We start from the raw sequence: 15701 nt of genomic DNA, 5'->3' as shown, positions 1-15701 counted from the left end.
GCCGATGGCCGATGCCGGGACCTCCCCTTGCCCGGGCCCGCGGACCGTACCGAATTTCAACCTCCGGAGTCGTTTCATGAGTCGTCGCGTCAGCCTGACCCAATACCTCGTCGAGCAGCAGCGCCTGCACGGCCACATCCCGCAGCAGCTGCGTCTGCTGATCGAGGTCGTGGCCCGCGCCTGCAAGCGCATCGCCATCAGCGTCAACAAGGGCGCGCTGGGTGACGTGCTCGGCAGCGCCGGGTCCGAGAACGTCCAGGGCGAAGTCCAGAAGAAGCTGGACATCATCGCCAACGAGGTCCTGATCGAAGCCAACGAATGGGGCGGTCACCTGGCCGCCATGGCCTCGGAGGAGATGGACAGCATCTACCTGGTGCCCAATCGCTATCCGCAGGGCGAGTACCTGCTGATGTTCGATCCGCTGGACGGCTCCAGCAACATCGACGTCAACGTCTCGATCGGCACCATCTTCTCGGTGCTGAAGAAGGCCGAGGGCAGCAAGGGCGTCAGCGAGGAGGACTTCCTGCAGCCCGGCACCTCGCAGGCGGTGGCGGGTTACTGCGTCTACGGTCCGCAGACCACGCTGGTGCTGACGGTGGGCGACGGCGTGGCGATGTTCACGCTGGACCGCGAGCAGGGCTCGTGGGTGCTGACCGCCGACGACGTGAAGATCCCCGCGGACACCAAGGAGTTCGCGATCAACATGTCCAACATGCGGCATTGGGACGAGCCGGTGAAGCGCTACATCGACGAGTGCCTGGCCGGCACGACGGGACCGCGCGGCAAGGACTTCAACATGCGCTGGATCGCGTCGATGGTGGCGGACGTGCATCGCATCCTGACGCGGGGCGGCATCTTCATGTATCCCTGGGACAAGCGCGAGCCCAACAAGGCCGGCAAGCTGCGCCTGATGTACGAAGCCAACCCGATGGCCTTCCTCGTCGAGCAGGCCGGCGGCGCCGCCACCAACGGCAAGCAGCGCATCATGGAGCTGCAACCGACCAAGCTGCACGAGCGCGTGGCCGTGGTGCTGGGCTCCAAGAATGAAGTCGAGCGGGTGACGCAATATCACCTGGATGCAGCGAAGGCGCCTTGATGCCCGCACGCTGAGCGGTGTCGACGCCCCTGGCGCCAGCCCGAGAAGAACGAAGGCCGCTCCATGAGCGGCCTTCTGCATTTCCAGGATCCCTGTTGCGGAGGTCGGCGACGCAGGGCCAGGTCTTGCCCCGCGTCACCTTGTCCGCCGCGACGCCGCGACGCCGTGGCGCCGTGACGCCGTGATCGACGCGATCAGTAGTCGATTCCCACCCGCAGCCCGAAGGTCCGCGGATCGTTCCAATACCCCCGCACGAAGCCGCCGCCATCCTGCGCGGAGTTGCGCGTCATCTTGTTGGTGGCGTTCAGCACGTAGAGCTCGGCGCGCCAGCCCTTGGGCGAGGCCAGCTTCACGCTCGCGTCCACCTTGGCGAAGGCCTTCTGCACATCGCCGACATGCGCGTTGTCCAGGTTCAGCAGCGAGAAGTACATCTTGTCCTGCCACTTCACGTTGACCCACGGCGTCAGTTCCCAGCCGTTGCCGAGCTGGAAGGTCTGCGCGAAGTTCACGCCGAAGCTGTACTTGGGCGACAGCGGCAGGTGGTGGCCGGTGATGTCCAGGATCTGGCGGCCGGCGAACTCGCGGATCGGACCGGTGTACGGGTCCGGGCAAGGCGGGGCGCCGACGTCCGCGCGCACGCCGCAGTTCCAGCTGTCGCTGTAGGACGGGTAGTCCTTGACCTTGCTGTCGATGTAGCTGAAGAAGGCTCCCAGGCGGGCGCCCGTCCAGGGCTTGTAGTCGAGCTCCAGCTCCAGGCCCGGGATGTCGACCACGCCGACGTTGACCGTCTGCCACTTGGTGACGATGTCGCAGGTCGGGTTGTCGTCCGGGCAAGGACCGTCGTGCTTGACCTTGGCGGCGAAGAAGTCGCCCGTGACCTGCATGTCCTTGTAGCGGCTGAAGAAGACCGTCGCCGACAGGCTCATCCGCTTGTTGAGCAGCAGGCCCTTGTAGCCGAACTCCAGGTTGGTCACCGTCTCCGGCTTGTAGGGGAAGAAGTTGTAGTGCGGTCCCGGCGGGCCGTCCACGCATTCCTTGCCGCCGCAGGCGTCGTCCTTGTCACCGAAGCCGCCCGCCTTGTAGCCGGTCGCGAGCGAGGCGTAGACCATGTCCAGCGGCGTCAGCTGCTTCTGCAGGCCCAGGCGGTAGGTGAACTTCTTCCAGGTCTGCGAATGGTCGTTGCCCGCGGGCTCGCCCCACAGACCATAGGCGCCCGGACCGGCGAAGGGCCCCATCTGCTCGGTCAGGTCGCGGCCGTTGTGGGCGCGGAAGCCCGGCGTCCCCGGCGTGCCCGGATCGAAGAGGCCGTTGTAGTAGGCCGGCGTCGAGCCGTCCCAGCCGCCGTAGACCTGGCCGCCCTGGTCGGCCTTCTTGTCGCGGCTGAAACGGCCGCCCAGCGTCGCCGTCCAGGTCGGCGCGAACTTCCAGTCCGCCTGCGCGAAGAGCGCCTTCGCATCGATCTGACGATCGGGCTGGTGGTAGTACTGGCTGGTCGGGAAGCCGTAGGGCGCGGTGACCAGCTGCTCCTGCGCGTAGTCGATCGCGTTCTTCTCGTGCATCCAGAACAGGCCCGTCACCAGCTGCAGCGCGTCGGTGTGGACCTTGTACTGCAGCTCATGCACCTGCGACTTGTACTTGGAGCCCAGCGTGTACGAGCCCTCGTCCTTGATCGGCCAGGTGCCGAAGTCGCCGTCCGCGCCCACCGGCAGATGCACGGTGACCTGGCTGGGAATCGGCTGGTAGCCGGCATCGTCGTCCGACTGCTGCGAGCGCCGCTGGTCCGCCAGCGCGAAGCCGTACTCCAGGCTGCTGTTGGCATTGATGTTCCAGACCAGGTTGGAGCGCAGCGTCCCGATCGACATGTCGGTCTTGCCCGGCACGTTGATCTTCACGTCCCACTTGCCGCCGGTGCACGCGAAGGCCGTGCCGGCCGCCATGTCGCAGTCCTTCATCGCGACTTCGCCGGCGCCGTTGTTCTGGAAGCGCTCGTAGGCCAGCAGCCATTCCACGTCGCTGCCCAGCTTGAGCCGGCCCGCGATGCGCGCCGCCCATTCGTCGCGGTTGTAGTAGTAGCGGCTGCCCTTGACCAGCGTGTTGCGGCGCTGGTCGACGTCGGGCACGCCGTCCGGCACGAAGCCGTTGGCGGGCACGTTGGCCTCGGTGAAGTCCTGCTGCTGATGGATCCAGCCGTCGCGGCGGATCTTCGTCAGCGTGGCGCGCAGCGCCAGGCTGTCGTTGACCGCGATGTTCTGGATCACGTTGACCTGGCGCTTGCGGAAGTTGCCGACGTCGACCTCCATGCTGCCGTAGGTCTCGCCGAACTCCGGCTTGGCCGGCAGGATGTTGATGCTGCCGCCCGTCGAGTTGCGCCCGAACAGCGTGCCCTGCGGGCCGCGCAGCACCTCGACCTGCTCGAGGTCGAACATCAGCGCCAGCGCGCCCTGCGGCCGCGGCGAGTACAAGCCGCCCACGTGCAGGCCGACGGCGGGGTCGCCGATCTCGGTGAAGTTGGACGAGCCGATGCCGCGGATGCTGACCTGCACGCCCGAGTCCGCGCCCGAGGAGATCTGCAGGTTGGGCACCGTGCCCGACAAGCCGCGCACGTCATGGATGCCCTCGCGGCTCAGCGCCTCCTGCGTGATCGCGGTGACGGCCACCGGCGTCTTCAGCAGGCTGGAGCTCACGCGCGTCGCGTTGATCATGACGGTGGGCAGCGCGTCCTTGTCCTTCTCGCCCTTCTCGCCCTTGGCGTCCTTCGCGTCCTTGGCCGCGTCGGCGGCCGCGACGGACTTCTGCTCGGGGGGCAGGTCTTGCGCGTGGGCCGCGGCGCAGGCCAGCCAGGCGGCCGCCGCGGCCGTCATCGTGCGGGTGAAGGCGCCGCGTCGGGTCGCCGCATGGGGGGTTCTCATCGTCCTCTTCTCCTTGGGTCTCTCTTGATGTATCTCGGGATGTCTCTGCGTTCTTGTCGTCGGACCGCGGCGCGTGCGCCAGGGCGGTCGTAGGGGCGTGACGCGTCCCGGCCGGGCTGGCCGTGGCTCGCGGGAACAGGGATTCAGGCTTGCTGCCGGGGTTTGAGCTGCGCGATCAGGCGCGACAGCGGGACCGTCTCGTTGCGCACCAGCGGCCGGGCCCAGGCGCTGACGCCCAGGATGTAGATCAGGGTCAGGAAGACCACGCCCATCGCGGCGCGCAGTCCGATGGCGTCGCCGAGCACGCCGACGATCATGGGCACGACCGCGCCGCCGAGGATGCCGGTGCACAGCACGCCGGAGAAGGCGCCGTGATGCCGCGGGACCGAGTTCAGCCCCAGCGAGAAGACCACCGAGAACATCACCGACAGGAAGAAGCCGCACAGCGGGAAGGCCCACAGCGCCGCGCCCGCCGGCCCGAACAGCGCGATCGCGGCGCAGCCGATGGCCAGCACGGTGAAGCCCGCCAGCACGACGCGCGAGTCCAGCAGCTTCAGCAGCCCCAGCCCGAGCAGACAGCCCAGCGACATCAGCCCCCAGAAGCGGCCCACCGCGTCGGCGCCCTCCTCCGTCGCGGAGAAGTGGTGGTACGTGGCGAGGAACTGCGACATCCAGTTGGCGAGCGTCTGCTCGGTGCCGACGTAAGCCATGATGCCCAGGAAGAAGAGCTTCACGTCGCGGCGCGCGAGCAGCTCCTTGTAGGCGGCCCAGCCGCCGGCGCGTTCGTCGTCCTTGAGCTCGACCTCGGGCAAGGGCAGCGTCTGGTTGGCCGCGATCAGCAGGAGGAAGGCCAGCGCGAAGATCCAGTAGAAGGGGACCCACGCCAGGCCCGCGCCCGCGTCGGGGCGCTCCATCAGCAGCTTGAAGCCGAAGGGGCTGAGGAAGGACGCCAGCCCGAAGACCAGTTGCCCCATCACCGAGAAGAAGGCGAAGTGCGCCTCGCCGCCCGCCGTGCGCATCAGGGGGTTGATCACCACCTGCAGCAGCGCCATGCCCAGCCCGATCACGAAGAGCCCGCCGATGGCCGTCGCATAGCTGGGCATCAGCGCGATCGCCAGCGCGCCGACGAAGTTCAGCGAGAAGGCCACCAGGATGGTCGTGCGCGAGCCCTTGGCCTCCACCAGCATCCCGCCCGGGATCGACACCAGCCCGTAGGCCAGGAAGAAGGAGAACGGCAGGAAGCCGGCCATGGCCAGGCTCAGCTTGAAGTCCTGGATGATGATCGGCATCAGCGGGCCGATCAGGTTGGTGACGAAGGAGATCACGAACCAGATCAGCAGGATGTAGCCGACGATCAATGCACGGTGCTTCATGGCGGGGGCCTCGATGCGGACGTTCAGGCGACGCAGTCGGCGAACTCGCCGGCGCGGATGGTCTTGCGGGGGAAGCGGGCCAGGATGGCCGCCGCGGTGCGGCAGCCGGCGGCCAGCGCCTCGGCCATGCCGGCCGCGCGCAGCCGCGCCGACAGATAGCCGGCGTTGAAGGCGTCGCCCGCGCCGATGGTGTCGAAGATGTCGACCGGCTCGATCGCGTGCTCGACGCGACGGTCCTGCTCCAGGCCCAGCGCGCCGCGCGCCCCGACCTTCACGATCAGGCTCGCGCCGGGCTTGAGCTCCGCGCCGATGCGCTTGAGCGCGAGCGCCAGATCCTCGGTGGCCGCGATGCTGCGCGCCTCCAGGTCGTTGATCAGCAGGTGGTCGCAGTGGCGCAGCCAGCCGCGCACCTCGGCCAGCGTGCCGTCGCGCCAGCCTTCGGGCGGCCAGCCGGTGTCCAGCGCGACCTGATAGCCGCGCGAGGAGGCCTCGGCCAGCAGCGCCTCGTAGCCGACGCGCAGCTCGGTCAGCAGGAAGGGCGCGGTGAACAGCGCGATCGGCGCGATCGGCGCGACGGCCGCGCCGCCGGACGCGCTCGACAGTGGCGATGCCACGAGGGCCTCCCGCTCGCGCCGACCGACCACCGGCAGGTGCTCGAGCACATGCGCCGCGGACAGCCGCTGCAGGTGGCCCTGCGTGGTGAAGAAGTTGCGATCGCCGCAGGCGTGCATCAGACCGACCGACATGGTGGTCTCGCAGTCGCAGATCTCGAGGCTGGTGCGCAGCCCGGTGAACTGCTCGGCCAGCCAGTGGCCGAGCTGGTCGTTGCCGACGGCGGAGATCAGATGGGCGCGTTGCCCGATGTGGCGCGCGGCCAGCGCCGAGTTGGCGCCGGAGCCGCCGGCGCGCAGCTCGCTGCGCGGCATCAGCAGCTCGGTCCCGATCGTGGGCCAGCCCTCCAGCGAGCCCAGCACCAGGTCGACACCGGCGTCGCCGACGATGCTCAGCGGCGCGATGTCAGGACGTTCCGTGAAGCGGTCCGATTGGCGTTCTGTTTCCATGGGCGCCGACTATAGGAGCCCGAGAATCCGCCCGTCAATAATTAAATCCAATGGATTGAAGTATTTACCCTAGGTCGGCGGGCGGGGCCTGCCCCCCGCATCGGCGCGGGTCCGGGTTAACGCCGAGACATCGGCTTGTTGCCCAGCAACTCGGCCGCGTCGAGGGTGCCGCGCCGGTCCTGCTGCAGCACTTCCAGGCGGGGCGAGAGCATCTCGTAGATCGGCAGCACCGCGGCGCCGAGCAGCGAGGAGTCATCCTGCCGATCCGACAGCAGCAGGCGCGTGGCGGGATCCGCCACGCCGCCGCGCACCGAGCGGTGCCAGGGCTGGGCCAGCGCCACCAGGTGCTCCACCAGCACCTTGGGCGCGGAGCCCCCGATCACGATGGAGCGCGGGTCCAGCATGTTCTCGATCATCGCGACCGCGTCGCGCAGCCGGTCGGCGGCCTCGCGGCACCAGGCGTGCAGCGCCTCGTCGTCGGGATTCTTCAGGCGCTCGCCGATGTCCAGCATCCACACGTCGTGGTCGGTCACGCCCAGCGCCTCGGCCAGCGAGTGCATGGACACGTAGCGCTCCAGGCAGCCGCGGTTGCCGCAGTAGCACGCCCGGCCCCCCGGCACGATGGGCACGTGGCCGATCTCGGTGGCGTTGCCGTTGGCGCCCGGATAGGCCGAGCGCCCCGTCACCAGCGCGCCGCCCAGGCCCATGCCCAGGTGCAGGTAGAAGAAGTCGTCCAGGTGGCGGGCGACGCCGAACAGCGTCTCGCCCAGCGCGCCGGCCACGCTGTCGATGCGATGGAAGAGCGGCAGGCCGGTGGCCTCGCCCAGTTCCTCGAGCACCGACAGGTCGCTCAGTCCTTCCAGCGCGGTGGGGCCGACGAAGCTGATCTCGGTATGGCCCAGCGGGCCCGGCAGCGCGATGCCGATGCCCCAGAGCCGATCGGTCGATTCGCGGCGCAGGCGCGCGATCAGCTGCAACAGCGTCGCCAGCATCTTCTGGCGATCGGTGGTGTCGATGTCGACCTCGCAGCGGTGCTGGATCTCGCCGATCAGGTTGACCAGCGCGGCCGAGGCGCGGCCCGGCTCCAGGCTGATGCCGATGGAATGGCCGGCCTGCGGGTTGAGCTCGAAGGCGATCGGCGGCTGGCCGCGCGACTTGTCCACCTTCTGCCGCCGCGACACGATCAGCCCGAACTCCTCCAGCTCGTTCGTGATGTTGGCCACCGTCTGCGGGCTTAGCGACACCATGTCCGCGATGTCCTTGCGCGAGGCGGCGCCCTGCTGGCGGATGAAATCCAGCACAACGCGGCGGTTGTACGGGGCACTGGACTGTTGGGTGGCTCCTCGGCCAATCGTTCTCATGCGGCTGCTGGGTTCGTTGCGCCCGGGATGGCGGGCGGGCCCCCGGTGTCAGGGCAGCGTTATACGCGTGCCGCGCGGACCCCGTGGTGCGGGGCGGGTCGACCGGGCGCTCAGTGTAATCCCCGCCCCGGGCCTCACATTTCAATACATCCACTGGTTTTAAATATTGACGGCAGCGCGGAACCTCTCCTACATTCGGCGCCGGCGAGCGGCTTGGAAGCAGTCGCGCGGCTCGCAGGCTACGACCCCCCACGTGGCTACGGCCACACGACTTCAGAGAGGCAACCCATGCAACTTCCTCGACCTGATCTGCGTCGCTTCGCGCGCCGCGCGGCGCTGCCGCTGCTCGCCGCTTCCACCCTGGCCGCCGCGTTCGGCGCGGCCTCGCCGGCCCTGGCGGCGGGCAACCGTGTCGCCGGCATGGCCGGCCCCAAGAGCGGCGCCAGCAGCGCCTACGTGCAGGATGGCTGGCTCTACACCCACACCCACACGGCCACCGGCGAGCCGCTGGTCACCGCCACCAAGGCCGCCGCCGCGGCGGGCGTGATTCCGGTCGGCGACTCGCGCGTCTATGGCGCGGTCTTCGACAAGGGCCGCAAGCTGACGGTCAATCAATGGCAGGCCGTGCTGAGCATGGACGCCTACCCCGAGAACGGCACGACCAACTACCAGGAGGTCGGCCCCTGGCGCTATTGCGAAGTCGACTACGAGGCGGCGCAAGGGATCTCCGACTACCGCGGCGACACCTTCGGTCCGGTCGGCGTCACCACGGTGGGCGACTTCCCCGACTACTTCAAGAAGGCCTTCGCGCCCTACGTGCTGGGCAAGAGCAACGCGACCAACGCCGACATGCTGGCCTGGGGCGTGCAGGTCACCGGCGTGACGGCGGGCAACTTCCAGGCGGACGACACGGCGCTGGATCCGTATCCGTCCAAGAGCCGCTCCGACAAGAACAAGCGCGCGGCGCTGACCAAGATCTGCGGCGCGCTGCAATCGGCCTTCGACACGCAGCAGGACAAGTACGTGATGAGCCATTACGCGCACATCGACCAGGACAAGCTGGTCCCGGTGCTGAACGCGCTCAAGGGCATCGGCTTCACCGCCTTCGACCGCTACAACCTGGTGGGCCTGGCCTTCCAGGTGCAGGTGAACACGGGCTCGATCGGCAGCATCTCGGCCTTCTCCTCGGTGAAGTCGGCCGGCAACTGCGGCAGCCTCAGCGCCGAGACCTGCTTCGCCACCTACCTGACGGACCAGTACATCCGCTGGCTGAAGTCCTCCAGCCTGGGCGACGATCCGGACAACTGCTGGCGCGCGAGCATGGCGCTGGACATCTACAAGAAGGACCCGACGATGGGCAGCGTCAGCGTGGTGAATCAGGTCATCAACGCGAGCTATCCCGGCAACAGCGGGAAATGCCCGACGTCAGGGATCAAGTGGTCGAAGAACATGTCGTGGCAGTGAGCCGCGACGGCGCGCCGCGCGCTGACGCGGCACGCCCCTGATCCCTCCCACCGATGCCATCGACCCGCGGGGCGCCGTTCGTGCGCGGTGCCCCGCCTCCGGCTTGTGATTTCTCCCTGACCCCGTCACCGACGCCCTCCCCGCCATGAAGACCTTCGCTCCCGACCTGGCTCGCCACGGCCGCCGCTCCGTCCTGACGATGACCGCCGCCGCGGCGATGGCCGCGCTGGGCGCCTGGGCGCTGCCGTCCGCCGCGCTGGCCGCCGACGCCGCCGCATCGGTCACGACCGTGTCCGTCCAGTTGCCCACGGACCCGCTGCTGGTGCAGATCAACCAGGTCGCGCTGGAGCGCGTCGGTCCCAAGCGGGCGATCGTCGAGTCCACCGGCGCGGCCGGGAGCGGCCGCTATCGCGTGCTGTCCGGCGGCAAGACCGTCGCGCAGGGCACGCTCAAGCCGCTGCCCGCGTTCAGCGAATGGGGCGCGGGCAAGCGCTATTTCGAGGTGGACTTCTCGTCGCTGGACAAGGCCGGCGATTACCGCGTCGAGGCGACGCTCGGCGGCAGGCGCGTGGTCTCCGCGCCGGTGCGGGTGCGCGACCGCGCGCTGTTCACGACCATCGCCGACAAGACGCTGGACTATTTCCATCGCGGCCGCCACACCGGCGCGGGCGATCGCAGCATCCGCATCTTCGAGACCGACCGCCGCGTCGACGTGCACGGCGGCTGGAAGGACGCGGGCGGCGACACCGGCAAGTACCTCTCGCACCTGGGCTACGCCAACTACTTCAGCCCGCAGCAGACCTCGATGGTCGCCTGGGTGCTGGCCTACACGGCGCAGACCTCGCCCGAGCTCTACCGCCGCGCGGGGCTGACCAGGCGCGTCCAGGACGAGGCCTTCTGGGGCGCGGACTACCTGCACCGCATTCTCGACGCCGAGGGCTACTTCTACACGACGGTCTTCGACAAGTGGGGCGGCGACGGCGCGGAGCGCATGGTCGTCGGCTACGAGGGCGAGGACGGCAAGTACACGACGCTGTACCGATCGGCCTACCGCGCCGGCGGCGGGATGGCGATCGCCGCGCTGGCGCGGGCCTCGATGCTGGCCAAGCAGTCGGGCCGCCACGGCGATGTCGACGGCGCGACCTACCTGGCCGACGCGATCCGCGCCTTCGATCACCTGCAGAGGTTCAGCGCGCAGTACGGCGCGAACGGCGTCGAGAACATCATCGACGACTACACCGCGCTGATGGCCGCGGTCGATCTCCTCGAGGCCACGGGCGAGCCGCGCTTCCTCGCCGCGGCGCGGGATCGCGCCGACCGGCTGATCGCGCGGCAGACGCCGGCGGGCGGCTTCATCGCCGATGGCGGGTCCCGCCCCTATTACCACGCGGTCGAGGCCGGCCTGCCGGCGTTGAGCCTCAGCCGCTACGCGAGCGTCGAGACCGACGAGGCCCGCCGCGCCAAGGCGGACACGGCGATCCGTGCCTCGCTGGATCACGAGATCGCGATCACGCGCCGCGTGGCCAACCCCTTCGACTACGCGCGCCAGTCCTTCCAGATCGCTCCGGACGGCAAGACGGCCTCCGGTCCGGTGATGGAAGGCTTCTTCATCCCGCACAAGAACGAGACCGGCTACTGGTGGCAGGGCGAGAGCGCGCGGCTGGCCTCGCTGAGCGCGGCCATGGTGGTCGGTGGACGGCGGGTCGCGCCGACGGCCGGCGCCGGCTTCGGCATCCCGGCGGCATGGGCCGGCTACGCGCAAAGCCAGATCGACTGGACGCTGGGCCGCAACCCGTATGGGATCTCCATGCTCTACGGGTTCGGACGTCGCAATCCGCCGACGGTGGCGTCCAGCGCGGGCGACATGTTCGTGGGCGGCCTCTCCAACGGGATCACCGGCGCGGTGGGCAGCGACACCGGCGCGGGCATCGCCTTCGCCCCGGGCCCGGACGGGGAGCAATGGCGCTGGGTGGAGCAATGGATCCCGCACTCGGCCTGGATGCTGCTGGCGGCGACCGAGATGGCGCGCTGAGCCCGGGACGAGACGGCCGATCGGGGCAAGCGCCTGGACGCGGCGGTCACGCGCGGCGCGCGCCCGCCGGACCGTCGCCGGCACGGCCGCGGCAGGCGCCGCGTCCCCGACGGCCGGGACAGCACGGGCGTCTGTAGGCGGATCACGCACAGCGCGTTCAGCGGTCCATGGATTGCCGTGCCCCGCGCGGCATGAAGAATTCCCCTCAGCCACGACCGCCCGTGGCCAGGGGGACCTCCATGAGCACCAACGCGACCACGAGCGCCCGATCCAGGCCGCCGCTCTACGGCTGGCACTTCGCCGCCACCACGCTGCTGACCCTCGTGATGCTGGCCGCGATGACGGTGCACTTCGGCTTCCAGGCGCTGGCACACACGGCGCGGGACATCTCGGGGGCCGTGCTCAAGCATGTCGAGGCCCAGCAAGGGCTGGGCATGGCCCCGGCAGACATCGTCGAGCAGTCCCTCAAGGAGTTCCACGACGCCGCGCAGATCGAGGTCTGCATCGACGGCCGATGCGACACGCGCGCCGCGTCGGCGGACACGCCCTTCAACGCGGAGCTGCGCGCCGGCCTGGGCTGGCCCTGCGCGACGCAGGCCGTCGCGCATCGGGGATCGACCCGGACGGCCACCGTCTGCATGGTGATCGACGACGTGATGGAGGACATCGGCCGCGACGCGATGGTGCTGCTCATCGCGCAGGCGATCGGCTTCGGCATCTGGTTCGCGGCGACCCGGCGCTTCGTCGCCCGGCGCGAGATCTGGACCGAGCGCGTGGCCCGGGCCGCGACCACCGATGCGGCCACCGGTCTGCTGAACCGCGCCTCCTTCCGGGTGGCCCTGGACGAGGCGGCCGCGCGGGGCGACGAGGGCTGGCTGGTGCTCGCGGGCATCGACGAGCTCAAGTCGGTGAACGAGCTGCACGGCTCCAGCGTCGGTGACCACGTGATCCTCACCGTCGCCGAGCGCCTGAAGGACCTGGGCGCGGTGGTGCGGGTGCTGGGCCGCACCGGTGGCGACGAGTTCGCCTTCGTGCTGGACGGCGCGAGCCCCACGACGCTGGAGCGCTCGCTGAGCCGGCTGCGCGCCGCGATGGCCGCGCCGATCGAGCATCAGGGCCTGCTGCTGAGCGCCTCGATCAGCGCCGGCGCGGTCGCCGTCGAGCGGCAGCTCTCGGCCGCCGAGCTGATGCGCCGCGCCAACGTCGCGCTACGCGCGGCCAAGAAGGTCGGGCCGGACTCGCAATCCATCTTCAACGTCGCCTACGACGTCGAGCTGCGCAAGCATCACCAGCTGCGGCTGGACCTGATGAACGCCGTCGAGAAGGGCCATCTGGAGCTGGTCTACCAGCCCATCGTCGACGCACGCGGCCAGGTGGTGGTCGCGGAGGCGCTGGCGCGCTGGAAGCATCGGGAGCTGGGCTTCGTCTCGCCGGAGGTCTTCATCGCGGCGGCGGAGTCCAGCGGACTGATCCATGAACTGGGCATCGCGCTGCTGAAGAAGGCCTGCGAGGACCTGGCCGCGGCGCGGCGGCGCGGCCTGCCGCTCAAGCGCCTGGCGGTGAACCTGTCCCCGGCGCAGCTGACGAACCCGGACCTCGCGTCCATCGTCTATGCCGTGGTGCGTGGCGCGGGTCTGGAGCCCGCCGACATCGAGCTGGAGCTGACCGAATCCGCCGCGATGGCCTCGCGCCAGGACGCGACGCAGCAGCTGCGCGAGCTGGCCGAGGTCGGCTTCGCGATCTCGATCGACGACTTCGGCACGGGCTACTCGTCGCTGAGCCGACTGCAGACCCTGCCGCTGAGCAAGCTCAAGATCGACCGGTCCTTCGTGCGCGCCTTCGAGGAGCCCTCGGGCGCGGTCCTGCTGGACGCGATGATGGACCTGTCCCGTCGCCTGGGCCTGAGCTGCGTGTGCGAGGGCGTCGAGACAGCGGCGCAGATGCACTGGCTGCGCGATCACGGGTGCGACCTGTTCCAGGGCTACCTCATCGGCAAGCCGATGCCGCTGGACCAGCTGATCGGCCTGGGGTTCCGGGTGCCGCTGCCTGGCGCGACGGTCGCACCGGATCCGGCACGTCGGAGCGCATGATGTCCCGCCGCGACGATCGCCCGCCGGGCCGCTACAGCCTCACCTGCCGACTCCAGCCGACGTCCGATGGCGGCCGCGTGATCGGGCTCAGCCCGAGGCCACGACCAGATGCGCCTGGATCCTGCTGGCGACCGGGCCGTCTCCGTGACGCGCGGCGATCGCCGCCGTCGCGCGAGCCGTCGCTTCCGCGAGCAGGCCGGCGTCCCGCGCCTCGATCTCGCTGCGCAGGGGCGTGCCCTCGCAGTACGCGATGGCGACGTTCCGTGCGGATGGGGATCGGCTCACCTCGGCATGCGTGCTGATGGCGATGTCGGTGAACCCCGCGCGGCCCAGGTCCTCGCGGATCGTCGCGACCTGGTGATACCCATGCGGCGTGCGCGCGAGGAAGCGCGGCGGGTCGTCCGGGAAGAGCGTCGCCACGGCCCGCGTCACCTCGTCGGCGAACTCGTTGTCCTCGATCCGGTCCCAGATCGTCAGCACGAAGCGACCGCCCTTGCGCAGGACGCGGCGCGCCTCGGCATAGCCCGCCGAGCGATCGGGGAAGAACATGGCGCCGAACTGGCAGCACACGACGTCGAAGCTGGCATCGGCGAAAGGCAGGCTCATCGCATCCGCCGGCCGCCACTCGATGCGCGGGTCCGGCCCCTGGCGCTCGGCGGCGAGCTCCAGCATGGCCGGGCTGAGATCGGTCACGACGTAGCGCACGCCGGCCCCCAGCTTGGGCGCGAGCGAGCGCGTGACCGCGCCGCTCCCGGCGGCCGTCTCCAGTACCGCCCGCGGCGACCACGACGCGATCAGCGTCGCCGTGCGCGCGGCATAGCCCTGGAAGATCAAGGGCACCATCAGCCCGTCATAGAGGCGGGGCATCGAGCCCGCGAAGACCTTGTCGCTCTCGGCCATGTGAGACCTCCTGGTTCGCGACCTCCCCGGGCGTGATGCTGGGCCGCGACCGGGCACACGTCAACAGATCCGGCCAGGACACCGAAATCCGTCACGGACGGACGCCTGGAGCCGGGCGGCCCGATCGAGGACGGGCGGGCAACACCGGCATCATGCGGACCTCGCGCGCCGGCGAGCTCACGAGCACAGACTCGGCCCCGGCGCGGCTTCCAACGACTGTCTTGAGGGAGGAAATCTCATGTCCCAGCATCCGCCGTTCGTGCCGACCGTGCCGACGGACCCCGCGCAGGAACTCGACGCGCGTTTCGCGCCGCCCACGGCCCACGTCGAGCCGATCGCCCCGCTGCAGGTGGCGGGAGAGCCGATCTGGTTCTCCGTGTCGCCGCTGAAGCTGGTGGTGATGTGCACCGTCACGCTGCAGTTCTACAGCGTCTACTGGTTCTACAAGCAGTGGAAGCTGGTGCGTGATCGCGAGCACTCGTCGATCCTGCCGGCGATGCGCGCGATCTTCCCGATCTTCTTCATCTGGTCGCTGGGGACCAAGGTGCGCGACGCCGAGGTCGGCCCCGGCCCACGCCTGAACGCTGGCGGCATGGCCGCGGCCTGGATCGTGTGCTCGCTGATGTGGAAGGCACCCGGTGCCATGTGGTGGATCGCGATGGCCGCGCCGCTCTTCCTGATCCCGCTGCAGAACGCGATGAACGCGACCAACCGCGTCGTCACGCCCGGCCACCCGGAGAACGACCGCTTCACCTGGGTGAACTGGATCGGCATGGTGCTGGGTGCCGGCTTCGTCGGGATGGCGCTCCTGGGTACGTATATCGAGATGAAGAACGGTTGAGGCCAAGGACGCGAACATGCCGATCACGCTCACTGTCGATCAGATCCGAGCCACTCTCCCCCTCATCGAGAACGGGCTTGGCAGATATCAATGGCTTCAAAGACGGTTCGCGGAGAGGGACGCCTGTGAGGATCCAGAGTTCAGACGAAGGTTCAACGGCTTCTACCGCGTCAGATTCGCGACCAGAATGCACGAGACCTTCTTCAACGTGCTGGAAGCGGCTCGCGAGCCGGGCCAGGACTTCGCAGCGGTGCTTCAACGCCTCTCCGCAGTGACGGGGCGATTCGAAGCGTCGTTCAGCAGCAAGATCATTGCGACCGTAGACCCCACGAAGCCGGTGATCGACGCCTGGGTTCTTCAGAACGTACAGCGTCAGATGCCAAGGCGCACAGACGCAGCTCGTCTTGCAAATGCCTGCGTGGTCCACCAAGACATCGGGAACGATGTCAACGAGTTCCTCGCCTCGCAGATCGGTCGGACATTGGTTGCCCTGTTTGATCAGATGTATCCGGAGTCCGGCATCACCAATCAGAAGAAGGTCGATCTGGTTCTTTGGCAGACTCGGCCGAACTGA

11 protein-coding genes are annotated in these 15701 nt (G+C 69.1%); 6 read left to right on the top strand and 5 right to left on the bottom strand.

Going from position 1 to position 15701, the window contains the following annotated elements; genetic code table 11:
• Positions 1-76: 76 nt before the first annotated feature.
• Positions 77-1096 carry a class 1 fructose-bisphosphatase gene (locus MCHT01_RS22280; RefSeq protein ID WP_067068912.1) on the top strand — a complete coding sequence of 340 codons (1020 nt, stop codon included), beginning with the start codon at positions 77-79 and terminating at the stop codon, positions 1094-1096.
• A 194-nt stretch (positions 1097-1290) separates the two neighbouring features.
• On the opposite strand, the gene MCHT01_RS22275 is transcribed toward MCHT01_RS22280, so the two are convergent.
• The 4 genes from MCHT01_RS22275 to MCHT01_RS22260 all read right to left on the bottom strand — a co-directional run bounded on the left by MCHT01_RS22275 (position 1291) and on the right by MCHT01_RS22260 (position 7740).
• Positions 1291-4005, bottom strand: a complete 2715-nt coding sequence (locus MCHT01_RS22275; RefSeq protein WP_148661671.1) for a TonB-dependent receptor — start codon at positions 4003-4005, stop codon at positions 1291-1293.
• 143 nt (positions 4006-4148) lie between these two features.
• Positions 4149-5378 carry an MFS transporter gene (locus tag MCHT01_RS22270; protein ID WP_067068909.1) on the bottom strand — a complete coding sequence of 410 codons (1230 nt, stop codon included), beginning with the start codon at positions 5376-5378 and terminating at the stop codon, positions 4149-4151.
• Positions 5379-5401: 23 nt separating this feature from the next.
• A complete protein-coding gene (locus tag MCHT01_RS22265) occupies positions 5402-6439 on the bottom strand; it encodes a carbohydrate kinase family protein (protein ID WP_067068906.1) in 1038 nt (345 codons plus the stop codon).
• Positions 6440-6555: 116 nt separating this feature from the next.
• A complete protein-coding gene (locus MCHT01_RS22260; RefSeq protein ID WP_218017932.1) occupies positions 6556-7740 on the bottom strand; it encodes an ROK family transcriptional regulator in 1185 nt (394 codons plus the stop codon).
• Between the two features lie 348 nt (positions 7741-8088).
• Between MCHT01_RS22260 and MCHT01_RS22255 the strand changes: the two genes are divergently transcribed.
• The 3 genes from MCHT01_RS22255 (at position 8089) to MCHT01_RS22245 (ending at position 13386) form a co-directional block, all read left to right on the top strand.
• Positions 8089-9264: a hypothetical protein gene (locus tag MCHT01_RS22255; protein WP_067068900.1), complete on the top strand. Its 1176-nt coding sequence runs from the start codon at positions 8089-8091 to the stop codon at positions 9262-9264.
• A gap of 145 nt (positions 9265-9409) precedes the next feature.
• Positions 9410-11296, top strand: coding sequence for a glycoside hydrolase family 9 protein (locus MCHT01_RS22250; RefSeq protein WP_148661670.1), 1887 nt, complete (start codon positions 9410-9412; stop codon positions 11294-11296).
• A gap of 239 nt (positions 11297-11535) precedes the next feature.
• A complete protein-coding gene (locus MCHT01_RS22245) occupies positions 11536-13386 on the top strand; it encodes a putative bifunctional diguanylate cyclase/phosphodiesterase (protein ID WP_067068891.1) in 1851 nt (616 codons plus the stop codon).
• 87 nt (positions 13387-13473) lie between these two features.
• Here MCHT01_RS22245 and MCHT01_RS22240 read toward each other — a convergent pair whose 3' ends face one another.
• Complete coding sequence (locus MCHT01_RS22240) at positions 13474-14286, bottom strand: class I SAM-dependent methyltransferase (RefSeq protein WP_067068888.1); 813 nt, start codon at positions 14284-14286, stop codon at positions 13474-13476.
• 238 nt (positions 14287-14524) lie between these two features.
• Here MCHT01_RS22240 and MCHT01_RS22235 point away from each other — a divergent pair, with 238 nt between their 5' ends.
• A complete protein-coding gene (locus MCHT01_RS22235) occupies positions 14525-15127 on the top strand; it encodes a hypothetical protein (protein ID WP_067068886.1) in 603 nt (200 codons plus the stop codon).
• Positions 15128-15143: 16 nt separating this feature from the next.
• Positions 15144-15701, top strand: coding sequence for a hypothetical protein (locus MCHT01_RS22230; RefSeq protein ID WP_067068882.1), 558 nt, complete (start codon positions 15144-15146; stop codon positions 15699-15701).

The organism is Mitsuaria chitosanitabida ATCC BAA-476 = NBRC 102408 (assembly GCF_001598255.1).
Classification (GTDB): Bacteria; Pseudomonadota; Gammaproteobacteria; order Burkholderiales; family Burkholderiaceae_C; genus Roseateles; species Roseateles chitosanitabidus.
This window is presented reverse-complemented; position numbering and strand designations above follow the sequence as displayed.